Annotated in this window: 19 protein-coding genes; 13 read left to right on the forward strand and 6 right to left on the reverse strand. The window is 65.5% G+C overall.

Going from position 1 to position 18,259, the window contains the following annotated elements; translation table 11 throughout:
• Positions 1–5 precede the first annotated feature (5 nt).
• Genes ABQE93_RS15960 through ABQE93_RS15990 form a run of 7 tightly spaced genes read left to right on the forward strand, consistent with a single transcriptional unit; the run spans position 6 to position 8,667 of the window.
• Positions 6–863, forward strand: coding sequence for an MlaE family ABC transporter permease (locus ABQE93_RS15960; RefSeq protein WP_448409018.1), 858 nt, complete (start codon positions 6–8; stop codon positions 861–863).
• Between the two features lie 12 nt (positions 864–875).
• Complete coding sequence (locus tag ABQE93_RS15965; RefSeq protein ID WP_448409016.1) at positions 876–2,072, forward strand: MCE family protein; 1,197 nt, start codon at positions 876–878, stop codon at positions 2,070–2,072.
• A complete protein-coding gene (locus ABQE93_RS15970) occupies positions 2,069–3,094 on the forward strand; it encodes an MCE family protein (protein ID WP_448409015.1) in 1,026 nt (341 codons plus the stop codon). Before ABQE93_RS15965 ends, ABQE93_RS15970 begins: the two co-directional genes overlap by 4 nt.
• Positions 3,095–4,204, forward strand: a complete 1,110-nt coding sequence (locus ABQE93_RS15975) for an MCE family protein (RefSeq protein WP_448409014.1) — start codon at positions 3,095–3,097, stop codon at positions 4,202–4,204. It begins immediately after the preceding gene.
• The gene (locus ABQE93_RS15980; RefSeq protein ID WP_448409012.1) at positions 4,188–5,678 is read left to right on the forward strand and encodes an MCE family protein; all 1,491 of its coding nucleotides are present in this window, start codon (positions 4,188–4,190) and stop codon (positions 5,676–5,678) included. The genes ABQE93_RS15975 and ABQE93_RS15980 overlap by 17 nt, the downstream gene beginning before the upstream one ends.
• The gene (locus ABQE93_RS15985; protein ID WP_448409011.1) at positions 5,675–7,009 is read left to right on the forward strand and encodes an MCE family protein; all 1,335 of its coding nucleotides are present in this window, start codon (positions 5,675–5,677) and stop codon (positions 7,007–7,009) included. The genes ABQE93_RS15980 and ABQE93_RS15985 overlap by 4 nt, the downstream gene beginning before the upstream one ends.
• Entirely contained in the window at positions 7,009–8,667 is a 1,659-nt protein-coding gene (locus tag ABQE93_RS15990; RefSeq protein WP_448409010.1) for an MCE family protein, read from the forward strand. The genes ABQE93_RS15985 and ABQE93_RS15990 overlap by 1 nt, the downstream gene beginning before the upstream one ends.
• A gap of 1 nt (position 8,668) precedes the next feature.
• Here the strand turns inward: ABQE93_RS15990 and ABQE93_RS15995 are convergent, their stop codons facing one another.
• Positions 8,669–9,196: an Rv2253/PknI dimerization domain-containing protein gene (locus ABQE93_RS15995; RefSeq protein ID WP_448409008.1), complete on the reverse strand. Its 528-nt coding sequence runs from the start codon at positions 9,194–9,196 to the stop codon at positions 8,669–8,671.
• A 76-nt stretch (positions 9,197–9,272) separates the two neighbouring features.
• Here ABQE93_RS15995 and ABQE93_RS16000 point away from each other — a divergent pair, with 76 nt between their 5' ends.
• Positions 9,273–9,680 (forward strand): hypothetical protein, encoded by a 408-nt coding sequence (locus tag ABQE93_RS16000; protein WP_448409006.1) that lies wholly within the window; start codon positions 9,273–9,275, stop codon positions 9,678–9,680.
• 105 nt (positions 9,681–9,785) lie between these two features.
• Here the strand turns inward: ABQE93_RS16000 and ABQE93_RS16005 are convergent, their stop codons facing one another.
• Positions 9,786–11,066, reverse strand: a complete 1,281-nt coding sequence (locus ABQE93_RS16005; RefSeq protein WP_448409005.1) for a cytochrome P450 — start codon at positions 11,064–11,066, stop codon at positions 9,786–9,788.
• Between the two features lie 180 nt (positions 11,067–11,246).
• Between ABQE93_RS16005 and ABQE93_RS16010 the strand changes: the two genes are divergently transcribed.
• Positions 11,247–11,933 carry a TetR/AcrR family transcriptional regulator gene (locus ABQE93_RS16010; RefSeq protein ID WP_448409147.1) on the forward strand — a complete coding sequence of 229 codons (687 nt, stop codon included), beginning with the start codon at positions 11,247–11,249 and terminating at the stop codon, positions 11,931–11,933.
• Here ABQE93_RS16010 and ABQE93_RS16015 read toward each other — a convergent pair.
• The 3 genes from ABQE93_RS16015 to ABQE93_RS16025 are packed head-to-tail and all read right to left on the reverse strand — an operon-like array spanning position 11,849 to position 13,955.
• Positions 11,849–12,310, reverse strand: a complete 462-nt coding sequence (locus ABQE93_RS16015; RefSeq protein ID WP_448409004.1) for an Rv2576c family protein — start codon at positions 12,308–12,310, stop codon at positions 11,849–11,851. The genes ABQE93_RS16010 and ABQE93_RS16015 overlap by 85 nt on opposite strands.
• Before the next feature lie 52 nt (positions 12,311–12,362).
• Entirely contained in the window at positions 12,363–13,508 is a 1,146-nt protein-coding gene (locus tag ABQE93_RS16020) for a thiolase family protein (protein ID WP_448409003.1), read from the reverse strand.
• A 12-nt stretch (positions 13,509–13,520) separates the two neighbouring features.
• Complete coding sequence (locus ABQE93_RS16025; protein WP_448409001.1) at positions 13,521–13,955, reverse strand: Zn-ribbon domain-containing OB-fold protein; 435 nt, start codon at positions 13,953–13,955, stop codon at positions 13,521–13,523.
• 50 nt (positions 13,956–14,005) lie between these two features.
• Here ABQE93_RS16025 and ABQE93_RS16030 point away from each other — a divergent pair, with 50 nt between their 5' ends.
• The 3 genes from ABQE93_RS16030 to ABQE93_RS16040 are packed head-to-tail and all read left to right on the forward strand — an operon-like array spanning position 14,006 to position 15,754.
• A complete protein-coding gene (locus ABQE93_RS16030) occupies positions 14,006–14,425 on the forward strand; it encodes a nuclear transport factor 2 family protein (protein ID WP_448409000.1) in 420 nt (139 codons plus the stop codon).
• On the forward strand, positions 14,422–15,234 hold the full coding sequence (locus ABQE93_RS16035) for an SDR family NAD(P)-dependent oxidoreductase (protein WP_448408999.1): 813 nt from the start codon (positions 14,422–14,424) through the stop codon (positions 15,232–15,234). Before ABQE93_RS16030 ends, ABQE93_RS16035 begins: the two co-directional genes overlap by 4 nt.
• A 1-nt stretch (position 15,235) precedes the next feature.
• Positions 15,236–15,754: a VOC family protein gene (locus tag ABQE93_RS16040; RefSeq protein ID WP_448408998.1), complete on the forward strand. Its 519-nt coding sequence runs from the start codon at positions 15,236–15,238 to the stop codon at positions 15,752–15,754.
• A 53-nt stretch (positions 15,755–15,807) separates the two neighbouring features.
• Here ABQE93_RS16040 and ABQE93_RS16045 read toward each other — a convergent pair whose 3' ends face one another.
• Positions 15,808–16,524: an enoyl-CoA hydratase/isomerase family protein gene (locus tag ABQE93_RS16045; RefSeq protein ID WP_448408996.1), complete on the reverse strand. Its 717-nt coding sequence runs from the start codon at positions 16,522–16,524 to the stop codon at positions 15,808–15,810.
• 100 nt (positions 16,525–16,624) lie between these two features.
• Here ABQE93_RS16045 and ABQE93_RS16050 point away from each other — a divergent pair, with 100 nt between their 5' ends.
• Positions 16,625–18,220 (forward strand): AMP-binding protein, encoded by a 1,596-nt coding sequence (locus ABQE93_RS16050; RefSeq protein WP_448408995.1) that lies wholly within the window; start codon positions 16,625–16,627, stop codon positions 18,218–18,220.
• Positions 18,221–18,259: the final 39 nt, after the last annotated feature.

Consider the following 18,259-nt stretch of genomic DNA (forward strand, 5'->3'; position numbering starts at 1 on the left):
CACCCATGGGCACGATGACGATTTTGCGGTCGACGTATCCGCGGGTGACGCGGTCGGTGCGCGCGCCGGTGGATGTGTTGGGCCGTATCGGTGATCATTTGTTGTTTTATGTGCGGGCGTTGGTGGGGATTCCGCATGCCAGTGTGCATTTTCGTAAAGAGATTGTGCGGTTGATCGCTGAGATTTCGATGGGTGCGGGCACGTTGGCGATGATCGGCGGCACGGTGGCCATTGTGGGGTTTTTGACGCTGGCTGCGGGGGGCACGTTGGCGGTGCAGGGCTATTCGTCGTTGGGTGATATCGGTATTGAGGCGTTGACGGGGTTTTTGGCGGCGTTTATCAATGTGCGTATCGCGGCGCCGGTGGTGGCCGGGATCGGGTTGGCGGCCACGTTTGGGGCGGGGGTGACCGCGCAGTTGGGGGCGATGCGTATCAATGAGGAGATTGATGCGTTGGAGTCGATGGCGATCCGGCCGGTGGAGTATTTGGTGTCGACGCGGATTGTGGCGGGGATGTTGGCGATCACCCCGTTGTATTCGATTGCGGTGATCTTGTCGTTTGTGGCCAGCCAGTTCACCACGGTGGTGTTGTTCGGCCAGTCCGGGGGCCTGTATGACCATTATTTCGATACGTTTTTGAACCCGATCGATTTGTTGTGGTCGTTTCTGCAGGCGGTGTTGATGGCGATCACGATCTTGTTGATCCACACCTATTTCGGCTATTTCGCTTCCGGCGGGCCTTCGGGGGTGGGGGTGGCGGTGGGTAATGCGGTGCGCACCAGTTTGGTGGTGGTGGTTTCGGTGACGCTGTTGGTGTCGCTGTCGGTGTATGGCTCCAACGGCAACTTCAACCTTTCCGGGTAGAACAGGCGATCGATGAAATCTGGTGCACTGCGCCCGTTGACCGGGCTGGCGATGGTCATCACGATTATCGCCATCATCGCCCTGGCGATCGCGCTGTTTCGCGGTGACTTCACCAAAACCGTGCCCATCACCGTCATCTCCGACCGCGCCGGCCTGGTCATGAACCCCGACGCCAAGGTCAAGATGCGCGGTGTGCAAGTCGGCAGCGTGAAGTCCATCGCCTCCCGCGCGGACGGCACCGCCGAGCTGACCCTCGACATGGACCCCTCGCAGCTGCACCTCATCCCCGAGAACGTCAACGTAGAGATCGCGTCCTCCACGTTGTTCGGCGCCAAGTTCGTCCAACTCGACGCCCCGCCGCAGCCGTCACAACAGACGCTGCACGCCGGCCAGGTGCTGCAGGGCGAGCACGTCATGGTCGAAGTCAATACCGTGTTCCAGCAGCTGGTTACGGTGTTGGACAAGATCGAACCGACCAAGCTCAATGAGACACTCGGAGCGATCGCGACGGCCTTCAACGGCCGCGGACAGCAGATCGGCAAGACGCTGGTGGACTTCAACGCGCTGCTGGCCAAGATCGAGCCGAGCCTGCCGAACCTGGCTTACGACATCGAAGCCGCCGTCCCGACCCTGGAGGCCTACGGCGATGCGGCGCCGGACCTGCTTTCGACCATCGATAACACCATTGCGGTGAGCAACTCCATTGTCGACGAACAGCAGAACCTCGATGAATTCCTGATCAGCACAATCGGTCTGGCCGACATCGGCAACGACGTCATCGGCTCCAACACCGATGCCCTCACAGACGTCGCCCATGTGCTCGTGCCCACCACGACCCTGCTCAACGACTACCGAGAGTCGGTGCGGTGCGGGATCGGCGGTCTGGTCCCGTTCGCCAAATCCCCGCCGCAGTATTCCGGTGTCCTCGTCAACGCGGGTCTGACGCTGGGCGTCGAGCGTTACCGCTATCCCGGGGACCTGCCGAAGGTCGCGGCCAGCAGCGGCGGCGCCGACTACTGTGCTGAGCTCGGGCTGCCGGAACTGCCTCCGAACTTCGTGCCGCCGTTGGTCGTCGGCGACGTCGGCTCAAACCCGGCCCAGTACGGAAACTCGGGCATCGTCCTGAACTCGGAGGGGCTCAAGAACTGGTTGTTCGGGCCGCTCGACGGGCCGCCGCGAAACACGGCCCAGATTGGAATGCCGGGATGACGCGCTCAACTCCCACGCTGATCAAATTCCTGGTGTTTGGCGTCGTCATGGCCGTGCTGACTGCTTTCCTGTTCGTCGTGTTCAGCGAATCGAGAACCGGTGCGACGGAGGAGTATTCGGCGGTCTTCACCGATGCGTCTCGGCTGGAGTCCGGCGATACCGTGCGTATCGCCGGCGTCCGCGTCGGCACTGTGCGCAGCGTGTCGCTGCTGGACGACAAGAACGTTCTGGTCTCCTTCGACGCCGACCGCGACACCAAGCTGACGACGAACACCAAGGCGACGATCCGTTATCTGAACCTGGTCGGGGACCGTTATCTTGAGCTCGTCGATACCCCGGGCGCGGCGAAGATCCTGCCGGCAGGCGGCCGGATACCGCAGGACCGGACGGCGTCGGCACTGGATCTCGACCTGCTGCTCGGCGGCCTCAAACCCGTCATCCAGGGCCTGAATCCACAAGACGTCAACGCTCTCACTGGCTCGCTGGTGCAGATTCTGCAGGGTCAGGGCGGCACGCTGGAATCGCTGTTCTCCAAGACGTCGTCGTTCACCAACTCGCTGGCCGACAACAACCAGGTCATTGAGCAGTTGATCGACGAACTCCGGACGGTGCTGGACACGCTGGCAGAAGACGGTGACGAGTTTTCCGGGGCGATCGACCGGCTCGAGCAATTGGTCAGCGGGCTGGCCTCGGACCGCGATCCGATCGGCGAGGCGATCACCGCGCTGGATAACGGCACCGCGTCGTTGGCCGACCTGCTCGGCCGGGCGCGTGAACCGCTTGCAGGCACCGTGGATTCGCTGGACCGGCTTGCTCCGCTGGTCAACAACGACCTGGAGCGCCTGGATGCCACCATCCAGCGCCTGCCCGAGATCTACCGCAAGCTCGCGCGGGTCGGCTCGTATGGAGCATTCTTCCCGTACTACATCTGCGGGGTCACCTTCCGCGCGAGTTCGCTCGAGGGCGAAACCGTGGTCTTCCCATGGATCAAGCAAGAAACGGGAAGGTGCGTGGACGAGTAAATGCAAAAATACCGCGGTTCCCAACTCATCAGGGCAGGCTTCATCGGCGTAGTCCTGATCATCCTGGTCATCGCCGTGGGGTTACAGCCGGAACGGCTATACCAGTGGGCAACGGCGCTGCGCTATCAAGCGTTGTTCACCGAGGCAGGCGGGCTCAGCGTCGGCAACGACGTGACGGTGTCCGGCATCAAGGTCGGGTCGGTCTCGTCGATCGAGCTCGAAAACGGTGACGCCTTGGTCGATTTCACGATCGACGGCCGCTACGCGTTGGGCTCGGACACCACCGCGCACATCCGCACCGGAACGCTGCTCGGTGAGCGCGTGCTGGCGCTGGAGTCCGGCGGCAGCGGCACGCTGGACCGCAGTCAGGTCATTCCGACCACGCGCACGTCCTCGCCGTATTCGCTGACAGATGCGGTCGGTGACTTAACCGCGAACACCGCGGCCACCGACACCGATTCGCTCAATCAATCCCTGGACACCCTGGCCGAGACCCTTGACCAGATCGCCCCGCAGCTGGGACCGACGTTCGACGGGCTGTCGCGGCTGTCGCGGTCGCTCAACAACCGTAACGAAAGCCTGGCCGAGCTGTTGAAGACCGCGGGTGAGGTGACCGGCATCTTCTCCGAACGCAGCCAGCAGGTCAACGCGCTGATCCTCAACGCCAACGATCTGCTCGCCGTGGTCAACGAGCGACGTCATGCGATCACCCGGCTGCTCGCCAACACGGCGGCGGTGTCGCGGGAACTGACGGCTGTGGTCGCCGACAACGAAGAGCAGTTGACGCCGATCCTGAAACACCTCAACGAGGTGACCGCGATGCTGGAGCGCAACCGCGACAACCTCGCCAAGATGCTGCCCGGTGCGTCCAAATACTATTTGACCCAAGGTGAAATCGTGTCCAACGGGGCGTACTACAACGCGTTGATCCCCAACATGATCCCGCTTCCGCCGGACCTGCTCCAGCCGTTCATGGACTACGCGTTCGGCTTCCGCCGCGGCGTGGACGCCGGTCAGCCACCGGACAACGCCGGGCCGCGTGCGGAGATCCCGTTCCCCGTCAACAGCATTCCGCAGCCAGGAGATCTTCCTCATGATGGCAACCCGTAAGCGGCTGGCGACCGGCACGGCCATCCTGTTGGCCGTCGGGCTGGTCGCCGGCGCGGTCTACCTGGCCCGACAGATGTTGTTCGGTCCGTACACCGTCACGGCCTACTTCCCGACCGCCACCGCCATCTATCCCGGCGACGAGGTACGGGTTGCGGGGGTCGCCGTGGGCTCCATCACGTCGATCAAACCCGAGGGCACCCAGACCAAGATGACCCTGGAGATCGACCACGACGTGCCCGTCCCGGCCGATGCCAAGGCCGTGATCGTCGCGCAGAACCTGGTCGCGGCCCGCTACGTGCAACTCACACCGGCCTACCGCAACGGGGACGGGCCGACCATGCGCGACGGCGCCGTGATCGGGTCCGACCGCACCGCTGTCCCCGTCGAGTGGGACGAGGTGAAAGACCAGTTGATGCGACTGGCAACGGATTTGGGACCCCAAACCGGGGTGTCGGACACCTCCGTGTCCCGATTCATCGACAGCGCGGCGAACGCGCTCGGAGAGGGCAACGGCGAGAAGCTGCGCGAGACGCTGGCCCAACTGTCCGGGGCCGCACGAATTTTCGCCGAAGGCAGCGGCAACATCGTCGACATCATCAAGAACCTGCAGGTTTTCGTCAGCGCGCTGCGCGACAGCAAGCAGCAGATCGTGCTGTTCGAGAATCGACTGGCCACGTTGAGCAGTGTGCTCGACCAGAGCCGCTCCGATCTGGACGCCGCGGTCTCCGAGCTGTCTGTGGCGATGGGCGAGGTGCAGCGCTTCGTAGCGGGCAGCCGCGCCGAAACGACCGAACAGGTTCAGCGGCTGGCCAACGTCACGCAGGTTCTCGTCGACCACCAGACCGATCTGGAGAACGTCCTGCATATCACGCCGAACGCGATCGCCAACTTCCAGAACATCTACTATCCCAACGGCGGCGCGGTGACCGGCGCGTTCTCGCTCACCAACTTCTCGAGCCCGGTGCTGTTCTTCTGCAGCATGATCGGCGCCGTCGCGAACACCACCGCACCCGAGACGGCCAAACTCTGCGCGAACTATCTCGGTCCGGCCTTGCGACTGCTCAACGCCAACCAGATTCCGTTGCCGATCAACGCTTACCTGCGACCGGCAGTCAACCCCGAGCGGATCATCTACACCGACCCCAAGCTGGCTCCCGGCGGTGCGGGTCCCAACGATCCGCCCGAGCCGCCGCCGACCGTGTCGGCCTACACCGGCACGGGCGATGTGCCACCGCCACCGGGTTGGGCAGCGCCACCCGGACCGCGCGGAATCTATGCGCCCGATAACGACGGCCCCGTGCCCCCCTCGCCGGCGCTGTACCCCGGTGCGCCGCTGCCCGGGCCGCCCCACATCGTGTCGAACATTCCGGCGCAGCCGCCGACCGTCGAGGGGATGCTGCTTCCGCCCACCCCGGCACCCGGTGTGCCACCCAACGCCCCCCTGCTCCCGGCTGAAGGGATGCCGCCGTCATGATCATCGGGATCAAGCGGTTGACCGTCGCAGTCTCGTGCGCTGCCATCGGTCTGACCGGTTGTTCGTTTCAGGGCGTCAACTCGCTGCCCTTGCCCGGGGCGGTCGGCCGTGGAGCGGAAGCGGTCACCTACCACGTCGAGGTCGCGAACGTCGCGACCCTGGAATCGAACTCGCCGGTGATGATGAACGACGTCGTCGTCGGCAGCGTCGGCAAGATGACCGTGGACAATTGGCACGCCAACGTCGAGGTTTCGGTGAAACCCGACGTCGTCATACCGGCCAACGCGGTGGCCACCGTCGGGCAGACGAGCCTGTTGGGTTCGATGCATCTGGCGCTCAACCCGCCTCTCGGCGAAGCGCCCAGCGGCCGGCTGCAACCCGGCGCCACCATTCCGCTCAGTGAATCGTCGACTTATCCGTCCACCGAACGCACGTTGTCGTCGTTGTCGATGGTCGTCAACGGCGGCGGGCTCGGCCAGATCGGTGACGTCATCCACAACTTCAGCGCGGCGATTTCTGGGCGTGAACCCGAGATCCGCGAACTGCTCACCCGGCTCGACAACTTCATCGGCGTTCTCGACACCCAGCGTGATGACATCATCGCCACCATTCAGCAGCTGAACCGGGTCGCCGGTACGTTCGCCGGACAGCGCGACGTGATCGACCGTGCGCTCAAGGAGATTCCGCCGGCGATCGATGTGTTGATCAAGGAGCGCCCGAACCTCACCACCGCGCTGGATAAACTCGGCCAGTTCGGCAACACCGCCACCACGCTGGTCAACGACGCGGGCGACGACCTCGTCAAGGATCTGGAGAACCTCGGCCCAGCCCTCGGCGCCATCGCCGACATCGGGCCCGACCTGAACCTCGCTTTGTTGTGGGCCACCGCGTTTCCCTACGGTCCGACGTTCGCCGACCGGATCACCAGGGGTGACTACATCAACCTGTTTGCGACGTTCGACCTGACCTATCCGCGGCTGAAGAAGACGTTGTTGCTCGGCACCCGGTGGGGCGACGAGAACGCCAAACTCATTCCCGCGCCAGGGGATCCGTACTGGGCGAACTACTCGTACAGTCCGATGACGCTGGGTGTTGCACCCCCGCCCACCGGCGCGAATGCTTCGGGCACCGACGCCCCTGCCGGTGAGGCGGTGCCGAAAGTCAGCGGACCGCTGCTGCCGGTGTCCCCGCCACCGCCGGCCGCGCCCTGGTTGCCGTCGGCGCCGGTGACGACCACGTCACAGATCTTCGCCGGACCATACGGAGCCGAAGCTGGTGCACCGCCGGCCCAAGAGGAATTGCCGGCACCGCCGGTGGGAGGCGGTGGCTGATGCTGACCCGTTTCGTTCGTAATCAGCTGATAATCTTCACCATCGCCTCGATCGTCGGCGTCACGGTGATGCTGTTCGTCTACATGCAGGTGCCGACCCTGCTCGGTGTCGGCCGGTTGTCCGTGAAGGTGGAACTGCCCGCCGCCGGCGGGCTGTACCGCTTCGGCAACGTGACCTACCGCGGTGTGCAGATCGGTAAGGTCACCTCGGTGGCGCTGACCGAGAACGGCGCGGAAGCGACGCTGTCGCTTGACACTTCGCCGAAGATCCCCGCGGACCTGCAGGCCGAGGTGCGCAGCGTCTCGGCGGTCGGGGAGCAGTACGTGGACCTGCGTCCCCGCACCGACTCCGGCCCGTACCTGCAGAACGGCTCGGTGATCACGGTGGAGAACACGACGATCCCGCAGGAAGTGGGGCCGATGCTCGATCAGGTGAGCAAACTGGTCGACAGCATTCCCGGTGACCGGATTGACGACCTGCTCGACGAGTCGTTCAAGGCGTTCAACGGGGCCGGACCCGATCTTCAGTCTCTGCTTGATTCGGCCGCCACGATCACCGGCGACGCCAACGCCGTCTCCGACCAGACGCGGTCACTGATCGACGACAGTGGGCCCCTTCTGGATTCACAGGTGGAGACCGCCGACGCGATCCGGACGTGGGCGCGCAGCTTGTCGGGTGTGACACAACAGCTCGAGCAGAACGACCCGGAGATTCGCGCGCTGCTGCAGCGCGGACCCGGCTTCGCGCAAGAAGTGTCGCAGCTGCTGACCGAGGTGAAGCCGACGCTGCCGATCCTGTTGGCGAACCTCACCACCGTGGGTCAGGTGCTGGCGACCTACAACCCGTCGCTGGAACAGTTGATCGTCATCTTCCCCGGGATCATCGCGGCCCAGCAGTCGTTCGGGCTGCCGACCAACAACCCCACCGGGCTACCGTCGGGCGACTTCGCGTTGACCATCGGCGACCCACCGGCCTGCACGGTCGGCTTCCTGCCGCCGTCGCAGTGGCGGAACCCTGAGGACACGACGACGATCGATACCCCGGACGGGTTGTACTGCAAGTTGCCGCAGGACTCTCCGATCAGTGTCCGCGGCGCGCGCAACTACCCGTGTATCGAGCATCCTGGTAAGCGGGCCCCCACCGTGCAACTCTGCGACGACCCCAAGGGTTACCAGCCGCTGGCTCTGCGTCAGCACTACACGGGGCCGTATCCGATTGACCCGAACCTGATCTCGCAGGGCATCCCGGTCGATGACCGGGTGGATTTCCAGGAGCGGATCCACGCGCCGATCGAGGGTACGCCGCTGCCGCCGGGTGCGGTTCCGAAAGGTAAGCCGCCTGTTTCACCGCCCGGTACGCAGGGGACACCTGTGGTCGCGCCGCCGCCTGTCGCTCCGCCTCCGGTCGCCCCGCCACCGCCCCCGGGCAACTCGGTGAACGGGACGCCGATCCCGGCACCGCCGGCCCCGCACGGCGCGGTCCCCGCGACGCCAAGCGCGCACGGCGGCAACGCATCTGCGGCGGGGCCGTCGGTGGCCGTCACCACCTACAACCCGGAGACGGGCGAGTACCTGACGCCCGACGGCCGGGTGGAGCAGCTGAAGAATGTGGGCGCGGGTCAGCAGCCCAAGTCGTGGCAGGACATGCTGCCGAGCTGAATTAGGAGATCTTCTCCGCCCGCACGGGCAGCTCGATTACGACGGGTTTGTTGCGCCCGCACGCACCGCTGGGCCCCTTGGTCACGTTGCGGCCGCCGAAGAACGTCATATTCTTCGTCTGCCGTTCGTTGGTGGTCGGATCGATGCCGAACAGGATGAACTTCTGATGCCCCGGGGCGAAGGTGCCGTCGGGACACGGGATCCAGTTGGGGATGTCGTGGTCGACGTACCAGAAATCTTCGAGGCGCGCCGTGCCGGTCCAGCCCCGGTCACTTACCACGGTGCCTTCGCATTCGATCGGGCTCACACAATCGGTGGACACCGTCCAGGTCTCGATCACCGTCTCCTGGTCGATCAGAACCTCGTTGGTCCTGGCCCACTCGCCATCTGACATCACCCGGTAGGTGCCGTTGAGTTCGACTCCGAAATCCGAGGCGTGCGCCGGCGTCACCGCGACTACACTTCCGAGCACGACACCGCCCGCGACAAAGGTCGCTGACACCAGGCCCGCTGCACCGACTTTCCGCATACGGTCAGCCTATCGTGGAGCCGGTACTTGCCTTCTCTGAAAGCGAGAATTTCGTTGCCGGACATGTGAAGATAGCGTGGTGCGATTTATCGGCGCAGTGTCTGCTGCCTTGGCAACGGTTGGCTCTGTCATCGCGGCCCCGTCGGCGTCCGCTCAGCCGCCACCGCCACCGCCGCCCGCGGCCGACTGCAACCACCCGGCCTGCACGCCCGGCATCGCGCCGGGCATCGTGCTCGGGTCCTATTGCGCCAACACCACCCACTACGTGTTCGGGGTGACCTCGTGGGGCCGGCTGGTGTTCTGCGGCTCGCCGCGGCGCTACGAACCGCGCTGGTTCCGTTCACCCGAGATGCACGGGATCAAGAACGAGGGCGCACTGTGCGTGGGCATGGAAGGTGACGTCGCCCAGGCGCCGGACGGCCTGTTCCTCAGCTGCAATACCCGAGACGGCAGAACCGCCTGGGAGTACGGCGGCAACGCCTAAATTCCGCTTTCATTGTCGAGCAGACATAGAAGGCCCCATTTCTCCGCGAAATTGGGGCCTTCTATGTCTGCTCGCGCTAGGGGCGCTAGGGGATAGCGCCCAGGTTCAGTCCGCGGGCGTGAACTCGATGTTGAGTTCGGTGAGCCCGCGCAGGATGAACGTCGGCTCGTAGACGTACTCTCGCGCGTCGATCGGGCCGTGCTTCTCCTCGTTGATGCGGATGTCGACCATCCGGTCCAGGATCCGCTCGATCGACACCCGGCCCTCCACCCGAGCCAGCGGCGCGCCCGGGCACGAGTGGATGCCACGGCTGAACGCGATGTGCTCGCGGACGTTGCGTCGATCCAGCTTGAACTCGTGCGGGTCGTCGAACCGTTTGGGATCACGGTTGGCCGCACCCGGGCTGACCATCACCGTCGTGCCGGCCGGCACCGGCGTCTCACCGAGAGCCGTTGTCTTGCGGGCCAATCGGAACACGCTCTTGACCGGGCTGTCCATCCGCAAACATTCCTCGACGAACACGGGGATCAGGCTGCGGTCCTGGCGCAGCTGCTGCTGGATGTCGGGGCGGTCGCCGAGGATCCGCAGCGCGGCGCCCAGCAGCTTCGCGGTGGTCTCCTGCCCGGCGGCGAACAGGAACGTCGCGGTGCGCACCACGTCGACGACGTCGGGGGTCGAGCCGTCGGGGTACTTCGCGGTCGCGATCGAGGTGAGCACGTCGTCGCGCGGTGATTCCCGGCGCTCTTCGATGTACTTGATGAACTTCTCGTCGGCCCACTCCAGCGGGTTGGCGGCGATCACTTCGTGGTCAAGGCTGCCGATGTTGGTGCCGGGTCGTTCGGCGCCGAACGCTTCGCGGAAATCGTCGTGGTCGGATTCGGGAACGCCGAGCAAGTCGGCGACCACTAGAAGCGAAAACGGCTTGGCGTACGCGGCCAGAAACTCACACTTGCCGTCGGCGATGAACTCATCGATGTGGCGGTCGGCCAACCGCCACATGAAATCCTCGTTCTCCTTGAGCCGCTTGGGGGTCAGCAGCCGCGCCAGGATCGAGCGTGCATCGGTGTGCTGCGGCGCATCCATCGTGACCATGTGCTCGAACAACGGAATCTCGGTGCGGTGCTGCTCGATCAACGAGCTGATGTCGTCGCCCTCGGCCTGAAACGGCATCGGTGTGAACGGACCCATCACCGCGACGCACGACGAGTAGTTCTCGCTGTCCTTATAGACGGCGTTGGCCGCTTCCCAGCCGGTGACCGCCAGCACGCCGTTGCTGATCGGACAACACACCGGATCCTTCGCGCGCACGTGGTCGTAGTACGGGTGAGGGTCGGGTACCAGCGAGGGATCGGTGAAATAGTCGACGGAGTCGAAATCGGTGGTCATGTGAAGCGTTTCCTCCAGGAACCCAAGGTTTATGCCGGCGCACGCGTGCGAGAAACAAAATATGCTGAGCACCTGCTTAGCATGGCGGTAGAGTCATGGTCAAGAGAACACGGCCCGGCGGCGTCTAACATCTGCGTGTCGGGGCGGAAAGACAGTGAAACGATCGAGTGGGGGAGTGCGATGGCATCGGCGCGAAGGATCGGGGCGCCGGAAGCGAAAAACCGCGGCGTGCTGATCGACGCCGCCGAACAACTGCTCCTCGAAGAGGGGTACGCCGCGGTGACTTCTCGCCGGGTCGCCGAGAAAGCGGGTCTCAAACCGCAACTCGTGCACTACTACTTCCGCACCATGGAAGATTTGTTCCTTGCGGTGTTTCAGCGCATGGCCGAAGCAGGGTTCATCGCCCTCTCGAGCGCGCTTGCGTCGCCGAAGCCGCTGTGGGCGCTGTGGCGGTTCAGCACCCGGCCGGAGGCCACCCGGCTGACGATGGAATTCATGGGGTTGGCCAACCACCGCAAGGCGCTGCGCGCCGAGATCGTCTACTACGCCGAGCGCTTCCGCGCGGAGCAGAACAAGGCGATCGCGGCCGCGCTTGCACGCTATGGCGTCGAGTCCAACGATGTGCCCCCGGTCGTGTGGACCATGTTCGCCACCAGCGTGTCGCAGGCCCTGGTGGTGGAGCAAGCGCTCGGCATGTCGACCGGGCACGCGGAGATCCTCGACTTCTGCGAGCAGTGGCTTCGTCGCCTCGAGGGCGAACCTCCCGAGGTCGACGGCGACGGTCACCAGTTACGGATCGAGCAGAGCGCGCCCTTGGGTCCGGCATCGGTGGACACGACGACGCCGTCCACCGCGAGCACGCAGTGAATGTTCGGCTGATCGGATGACGGGCCGCTGGTCGCGGTGACCATGGCCCACTCGTTGGGGTTGGCGAGCATGACGTCGAGCACCCACTGTTGGTCGGGGCCGACGTGGGCGTCGACCTTGGGGCTGAACACGTACGGATTGTGGCTGTAGTCCGCCCAATTCGGCGGATCGGTGTCGCGGTAGTAGATCGCGACGTTGAACGGTTGCTCGGCGAACACCGTGTACTTGACGTTGTGCAGCGCGGGCGGCGGTGGCGGCGGCTGCGCGTGTGAGGTCGCGTTGGCGACCAGGACGCCGGCGCCCGCCATCAGCACTGCCGACACGACGGCGACAAGACGGCGTCGCGCGTTGACGAGACCCACGGGCGCGAACATCATTTCCGAATCCTAGAACGATGCGGTGGCGAAAAGGGCCGAATCGCCTTGTGCATCAGACGGACAGGATCGTCGCCGACGCGGTGCCCGGGGCGCCGTAGACCTGTGCCAGCCCCACCCGCGGCGTACCCGGTACCTGGCGTTCGCCGGCCTCCCCGCGCAGCTGGCGCACCAGTTCATGGACCTGTCGAAGCCCCGAGGCGCCGATCGGCTCACCGTTGGCGATCAGCCCGCCATCGGTGTTGACGGGCATCGACCCGCCGATCTCGGTGGCGCCGTCGGCCAACAACTTCTCCTGTTCGCCGTCGGCGCACAGGCCCGTCTCGGCCATGTGGATCACCTCGGCGCCGGCGTCGGTGTCCTGCAGCTGCGCGATGTCGACGTCCTCCGGCCCGATGCCCGCCGCATCGTAGGCGGCCCTGGCCGCATACACCGTCGGCGAGGGATCCTCGTCGAGCGGCGCCGACGTCGCATGGACCTCATAGGCACCGAACGTGCGCGTGCGAATCTCGCTGGCGCGCACGTAAACCGGCTTATCGGTGAACTTGTGCGCGATGTCGCCGCGGCACATGATCACCGCCGCCGCGCCTTCGTCGGGCGCGCAGAACATGTACTGCGTCAGGGGATAGTTCAGCACCGCCGAGTTGAGGATCTCTTCCTCCGAGATCGGTTTGCGGCGGAACGCATTCGGGTTGCGTTCCCCGTTGCGGAAGTTCTTGGCGGCCACCTTGGCCAGCGTCGCCTGGCTGATGTTGTGGTCGTAAATGTACTTGTTGGCCTTCATGCCGAAGAACTTGGTGGTGACGAACTGTCCGTTCTCGGCGTACCACTGGGGAAGTGCCAGCTTGGCTGGATCGTCGGTGAACGCGCCCCGCGGATGCTTGTCCAGGCCGATCGCGATGCCGATGTCGTACTTGCCCAGCCGGATGGTGTCGGCGGTCTGCTGGATCGCGCTGGCAGCCGTCGCGCAGGCGTTGAACACGTTGGTGAACGTGATCCCGGTCAGCCCGACCAGGCGGGTGACGGCGTCGGGGTTGGACACCTCATAGCTGCCGCCGAAGCCGAACTGGATGTCCTTCCAGTCCACGCCGGCGTCGGCGAGCGCGGCGTGGATGGCCTCGGCGCCCATCTCCATCGCCGTCTTGTCGAACCGGCCGAAGGGGTGCAGGCCCACGCCGATGATCGCGACATCGTTAGTCATGGGGGTTCCTTTCTAGACCGGCTTGAACGCGAACGTGACGACCTCGTTGCCGTCGTCGTCGGTGGTGAACGGCACCATGGTCAGTTCGACGTTCATGCCGAACTGCAGTTTGGCCGGATCGTTCTCGGTGAGCCGACCCTCGACGCGAATGACGTCGTCGAGTTGGACCAGGCCGACCCCGAACGGCACGAAGTCCTTACCGGTGGGGCCCTTGTAGGGCGGGCCGGGCGGGAAGCCCTGCGTCGTCCACGCCACCAGGGTGCCGCGGCGCGGCAGCTTGACCTGCGACATTTCGGCAGCACTGCACTTGGGGCAGCGCTGCTGCACCGGGAAGGCGGTGGCCCCGCAGGCGCCGCAACTGCTTCCGATCAACTGGGGGTTCTCGTCGGGCCAGGTGGAGATTCCAGGCGCGAGGGCAATCTGCTGCGTCGACACGTCGTTGACCATAATTGGAAATGACGTTCTCGTCTAGAGAGAACAGGTGCTAGCCTTCGGCCGTGTACGCCGACAAAGCTGAGATCGCCGAGGTGCTGATTCGTTACGCCACCGGTATCGACTTCAAAGACTGGGCGCTGTTTCGGACCTGCTGGACCGACGAGGTCGACATCGACTACGGCGACCTCGGCACGTTCACCGACGCCGACAAGTTCACCGAGTTGATGAAGCAGGTGCACGACGGCATGGGCCAGACCTATCACCGGATCTCCAACATCGTCGTCAGCGTCGACGGCGACCGGGCCACCGCGCGGTCCTATGTGCGCGCGGTGCTCATGGCGGTGCCCAACGACGCCAACAGCTGGATCGACGCCCTCGGCCATTACGACGACGAACTGACCCGCACCGCCGACGGCTGGCGCATCAACAAGCGGACCACCAATATCGCGCGCGTGATGAGCGCGGCCGACACCGGACCGTGACGGGGCCCGACGGCGCCTTTCGTGCCAAGTACGGGCGATGGGGGCTGATCGCCGGTGCATCGGAGGGTATCGGCGCCGCGTTGGCCGACCAACTGGCCGCGCGCGGAATGGATCTCGTCCTGATCGCCCGAAACAGCGCGCTGCTCGACGAGGTGGCCGCGGCGGCCCGCGATCGGCACGGCGTGCAAACCCGCGTCGTCGTCGCGGACCTGACCGCGCCCGATGTGGTAACGCAGATCGCCACCGCCACGGAGGATCTCGACGTCGGCCTGCTCATCTACAACGCGGGCGCATCGGATCGCACTGCGCCGTTCCTGGACAACGAACTCGAATACTCGCTGCGTCAGGTGGCGCTCGACTGCGTCGGTCCGATGGCCCTGGTTCACCAGTTCGGGCCCGCCATGCGTGAGCGGGGACGCGGCGGCATCGTGATCGTCGCCTCGCTGGCGTGCCTGGCAGGTTCGGCGACACTCGCGGTCTACTCGGCCGTCAAGGCGTTTCAACACACGTTCGCCGAAGGGTTGTGGGCCGAGATGCGGCCGCACGGCGTCGACGTCTGCTGCACCCCGCTCGGCATGACCTACACGCCGGCGCTGGCCCGTATGGGTGTTGAATACGACCCGCAGACCCAGATGCGCTCCGAGGACGTCGCCGGCGAGATCATCGCCAACCTCGGCAACGGACCGACTTTCGTTGTCGGAGAGAACAACCGAGCGACGGCATCGCAAGTGTGGACGGTCGATCGACGCACGCTCGTCGAGATGATCAGCGCGGCGTCCTCCGACTTCGCCGCCAAGAGGAGACGCTGACGTGACGATCCTGCCCGGGCCGATCCGCCAGATCGGTTATGTCGTCAGCGATCTCGACAGGGCGTTGGCAAGCTGGCTGGAGCTCGGTGTCGGCCCGTGGTTCGTGATGCGTGGGCTGACGCTCACTGCGAGCTACCGCGGCAAGCCGTGTCAGGTCACGCAGTCGTTGGCGTTGTCCAACAGCGGGGAGCTGCAGGTCGAGCTCATCCAGCAAGACGACCAGACACCGAGCATCTTCACCGAGTTCTTGGCGGCCGGCGTCGAAGGGTTTCACCAGCTCGCTTACTGGGCGGAAGATTTCGACGCCACCATGCAGACGGTGGCGGCCGCGGGCTGGCCGGTGGTGTGGTCGGGCGGCGAGGACGTCGGCACCCGGTTCGCCTACGTTGAGCCGCCGAACCGCCCGGCCGCCGTCATCGAGATCATGGAGCTGACCGAGGTCACCACCGGTATGGCGCAGTTCGTCCGCGACGCCGCTGCGAGCTGGGACGGCAGCGACCCGATCCGCACCCTCTCGTAGCGCGCGTTCCCCTGCCTTCGGCGTGGGCCCAGCTCGCGGCTGAGAGGCTGCAGCTACTTGGCGCGCTTCATCGCCTTATCGGCCGCCGCCCAGTGTTCGTCGGCGACCCACAACCGCGCGAACGCGGTGACCGCCTCGGTGGTGGAGACCCCGCGCATCACCCGCTTGACCTCGCCGGCCGGACGGGTGGCCAGCTTCCGGGCGATCGTGCGCCACGCCTCGTCGAACGACTCGCGAGGCAGCACGCGGTCGATGAGCCCGACGCGTTCGGCTTCGGCGGCCTCGAGGATGGTGCCGGTACCCGCCAACAGCAGGGCCTTGCTGTAGCCGACCAGCGCGGTCAGCCGCTCGGCGCCACCCCACGCGGGCATGATCGCCAGCGTGACCTGGTTGAATCCGATCTTGATGTCGGCGGCGGCAAGCCGGATATCGGCGGCTACCGCGAACTCTGCGCCGCCGCCGAGCGCATGCCCGTTCAGCACGGCGAGGGTGGGCGAGGGGAAGGCCGCGATCCGGTCGCACACTGAGCGCATCCGCCAGGCCATCGCGGCGGCGTCCTCCTCGGTGCGGATGGCCGCCAGTTGTTTGAGGTCGCCGCCGGATACGAACGCCCGATCGCCTGCGCCCTTGAGGACCAAGGCGCCCGCACCCTCGGCGCCGTCGAGCGCCTTGTCCAACTGCTCCATGGTTTCCGGCGCGATCGCGTTGCGCGCCTCCGGACGGTCGATGGTGATGACCGCCAACGCGCCGTCCCACTCGAGCTCGACCATCAACCATTCTCCATGTGCGGTATTGGCATTCTCAGAATTGGAGAATAGCATCGCCTCCGATGACCCGGTGGCGCGAAGAACACCCGAAGAACAGAGGTCGATGCGAAACATCCCCGTCGAGCTGACGAAGCGCTACGAGCAAGAGGGGTGGTGGACCCCCGACACGCTCGGCGACCTGTTGGCACGCAACCTCGCGGCCCATCCGGATACCGGCTTCTGCGTGCACTCCGACATCCGGCCGTTCGCAGGCACATTCGCCGATGTGGAGCGCGCCGCCCGCCGGTTGGCCGCCGGTCTGCGCGCCAGGGGCGTCGGCCCCGGCGACGTGGTCGCCATGCAACTGCCGAACTGGATGGAAGCCGCCGTCACGTTCTGGGCGTCGACGTTCCTCGGCGCGGTCGTGGTGCCGATCGTGCACTTCTACGGCCGCAACGAGTTGAGCCACATCCTGGCTACTTCGCGGCCCAAGGTCTTCATCACCGCTGAGGAGTTCGGCCGGATGCGGTTCGCGCCCGATCTGTGCGCCGACATCCCGGTCGTCGGGCTGGTGGGCGAGAACTTCGACGATTTGCTCGCCGACGAGCCGATGTCCGGCACATTGCCGACCGACCCGGCGAGCCCGGCGCTGATCGCCTTCACTTCGGGCACCACCAGCAAGCCCAAAGGTGTCATCCACAGCCACCAGACGCTGGGCTTCGAGACGCGCCAGCTGCTGGAGAACTACCCGAGTGACCGCGGCAGGCAGCTGACGGCCACGCCGGTCGGCCACTTCATCGGCATGGTCGGAGCGTTTCTCATCCCGGTCCTCGAGGGTGCGCCGATCGACCTGTGCGACGTATGGGATCCGGGCAAGGTACTCAAACTCATGGACACCGAGGGGATGTCGATCGGCGGCGGCCCACCGTATTTCGTCACCAGCCTGCTCGACCACCCGGACTGCACCGATGCGCACCGTGCGCGGTTCACCACCGTCGGCCTCGGCGGGTCGACGGTGCCTGCGGCGGTGACGCGCCGGCTCGCCGACATGGGCATGTTCGTATTCCGCTCCTACGGCAGCACCGAGCATCCGTCGATCACCGGGTCGCGGCCGTCGGCACCCGAGGACAAGCGGCTCTACACCGACGGCAATGCTCGCCCCGGTGTGGAGATCCGGCTCACCGACGAAGGCGAAATCCTTTCCCGCGGACCGGATCTGTGCCTGGGCTACACGGACGACGAACTCACCCAGCGTGCGTTCGACGACGACGGTTGGTACCACACCGGTGACATCGGCGTGCTGGACGAGGACGGTTACCTGACCATCACCGACCGCAAGGCCGACGTCATCATCCGCGGCGGCGAGAACATCTCGGCCCTCGAGGTCGAGGAGGTGCTGCTGGGCATGCCGAGCGTGGCCGAAGCCGTGGTGGTTGCCGCACCCGATGCGCGGCTGGGGGAGCGCACCGCCGCCGTGTTGCGTATCCGCGACGGTCACCGGATGCCGACGCTAGACGAGGTGCGCACGCACTTCAGGCAGGTGGGCGTCGCGATCCAGAAGTGGCCCGAGGAACTGCACCGCGTCGCCGAGGGGGAGGACTTTCCGCGCACCGCGAGCGGCAAGGTGCAGAAGTTCATGATCCGTCAACGCGTGCAGCAGGAGGCGCAACAGGGCGCGGGCGCCGTGGCCGCGCTCGCGAGACGTACACCAGGGTCGTAAATCGATGGCGATCCACAGCCCTGGTGTAACGCTCGCGAA

Source organism: Mycolicibacterium sp. XJ662, from assembly GCF_053484035.1.

Excerpts from the sequence above, each read along its gene's own strand:
- ABQE93_RS15960 (WP_448409018.1), top strand. The coding sequence starts at position 6 with ATGGGCACGATGACGATTTTGCGGTCGACGTATCCGCGGGTGACGCGG.
- ABQE93_RS15970 (WP_448409015.1), top strand. The coding sequence starts at position 2,069 with ATGACGCGCTCAACTCCCACGCTGATCAAATTCCTGGTGTTTGGCGTC.
- ABQE93_RS16045 (WP_448408996.1), bottom strand. The coding sequence starts at position 16,524 with ATGGTCGAGCTCGAGTGGGACGGCGCGTTGGCGGTCATCACCATCGAC.
- ABQE93_RS16005 (WP_448409005.1), bottom strand. The coding sequence starts at position 11,066 with ATGACCACCGATTTCGACTCCGTCGACTATTTCACCGATCCCTCGCTG.
- ABQE93_RS16020 (WP_448409003.1), bottom strand. The coding sequence starts at position 13,508 with ATGACTAACGATGTCGCGATCATCGGCGTGGGCCTGCACCCCTTCGGC.
- ABQE93_RS16015 (WP_448409004.1), bottom strand. The coding sequence starts at position 12,310 with ATGATGTTCGCGCCCGTGGGTCTCGTCAACGCGCGACGCCGTCTTGTC.
- ABQE93_RS16010 (WP_448409147.1), top strand. The coding sequence starts at position 11,247 with ATGGCATCGGCGCGAAGGATCGGGGCGCCGGAAGCGAAAAACCGCGGC.
- ABQE93_RS15965 (WP_448409016.1), top strand. The coding sequence starts at position 876 with ATGAAATCTGGTGCACTGCGCCCGTTGACCGGGCTGGCGATGGTCATC.
- ABQE93_RS15975 (WP_448409014.1), top strand. The coding sequence starts at position 3,095 with ATGCAAAAATACCGCGGTTCCCAACTCATCAGGGCAGGCTTCATCGGC.
- ABQE93_RS15985 (WP_448409011.1), top strand. The coding sequence starts at position 5,675 with ATGATCATCGGGATCAAGCGGTTGACCGTCGCAGTCTCGTGCGCTGCC.
- ABQE93_RS16050 (WP_448408995.1), top strand. The coding sequence starts at position 16,625 with ATGCGAAACATCCCCGTCGAGCTGACGAAGCGCTACGAGCAAGAGGGG.
- ABQE93_RS15980 (WP_448409012.1), top strand. The coding sequence starts at position 4,188 with ATGATGGCAACCCGTAAGCGGCTGGCGACCGGCACGGCCATCCTGTTG.
- ABQE93_RS15995 (WP_448409008.1), bottom strand. The coding sequence starts at position 9,196 with ATGCGGAAAGTCGGTGCAGCGGGCCTGGTGTCAGCGACCTTTGTCGCG.
- ABQE93_RS15990 (WP_448409010.1), top strand. The coding sequence starts at position 7,009 with ATGCTGACCCGTTTCGTTCGTAATCAGCTGATAATCTTCACCATCGCC.
- ABQE93_RS16025 (WP_448409001.1), bottom strand. The coding sequence starts at position 13,955 with ATGGTCAACGACGTGTCGACGCAGCAGATTGCCCTCGCGCCTGGAATC.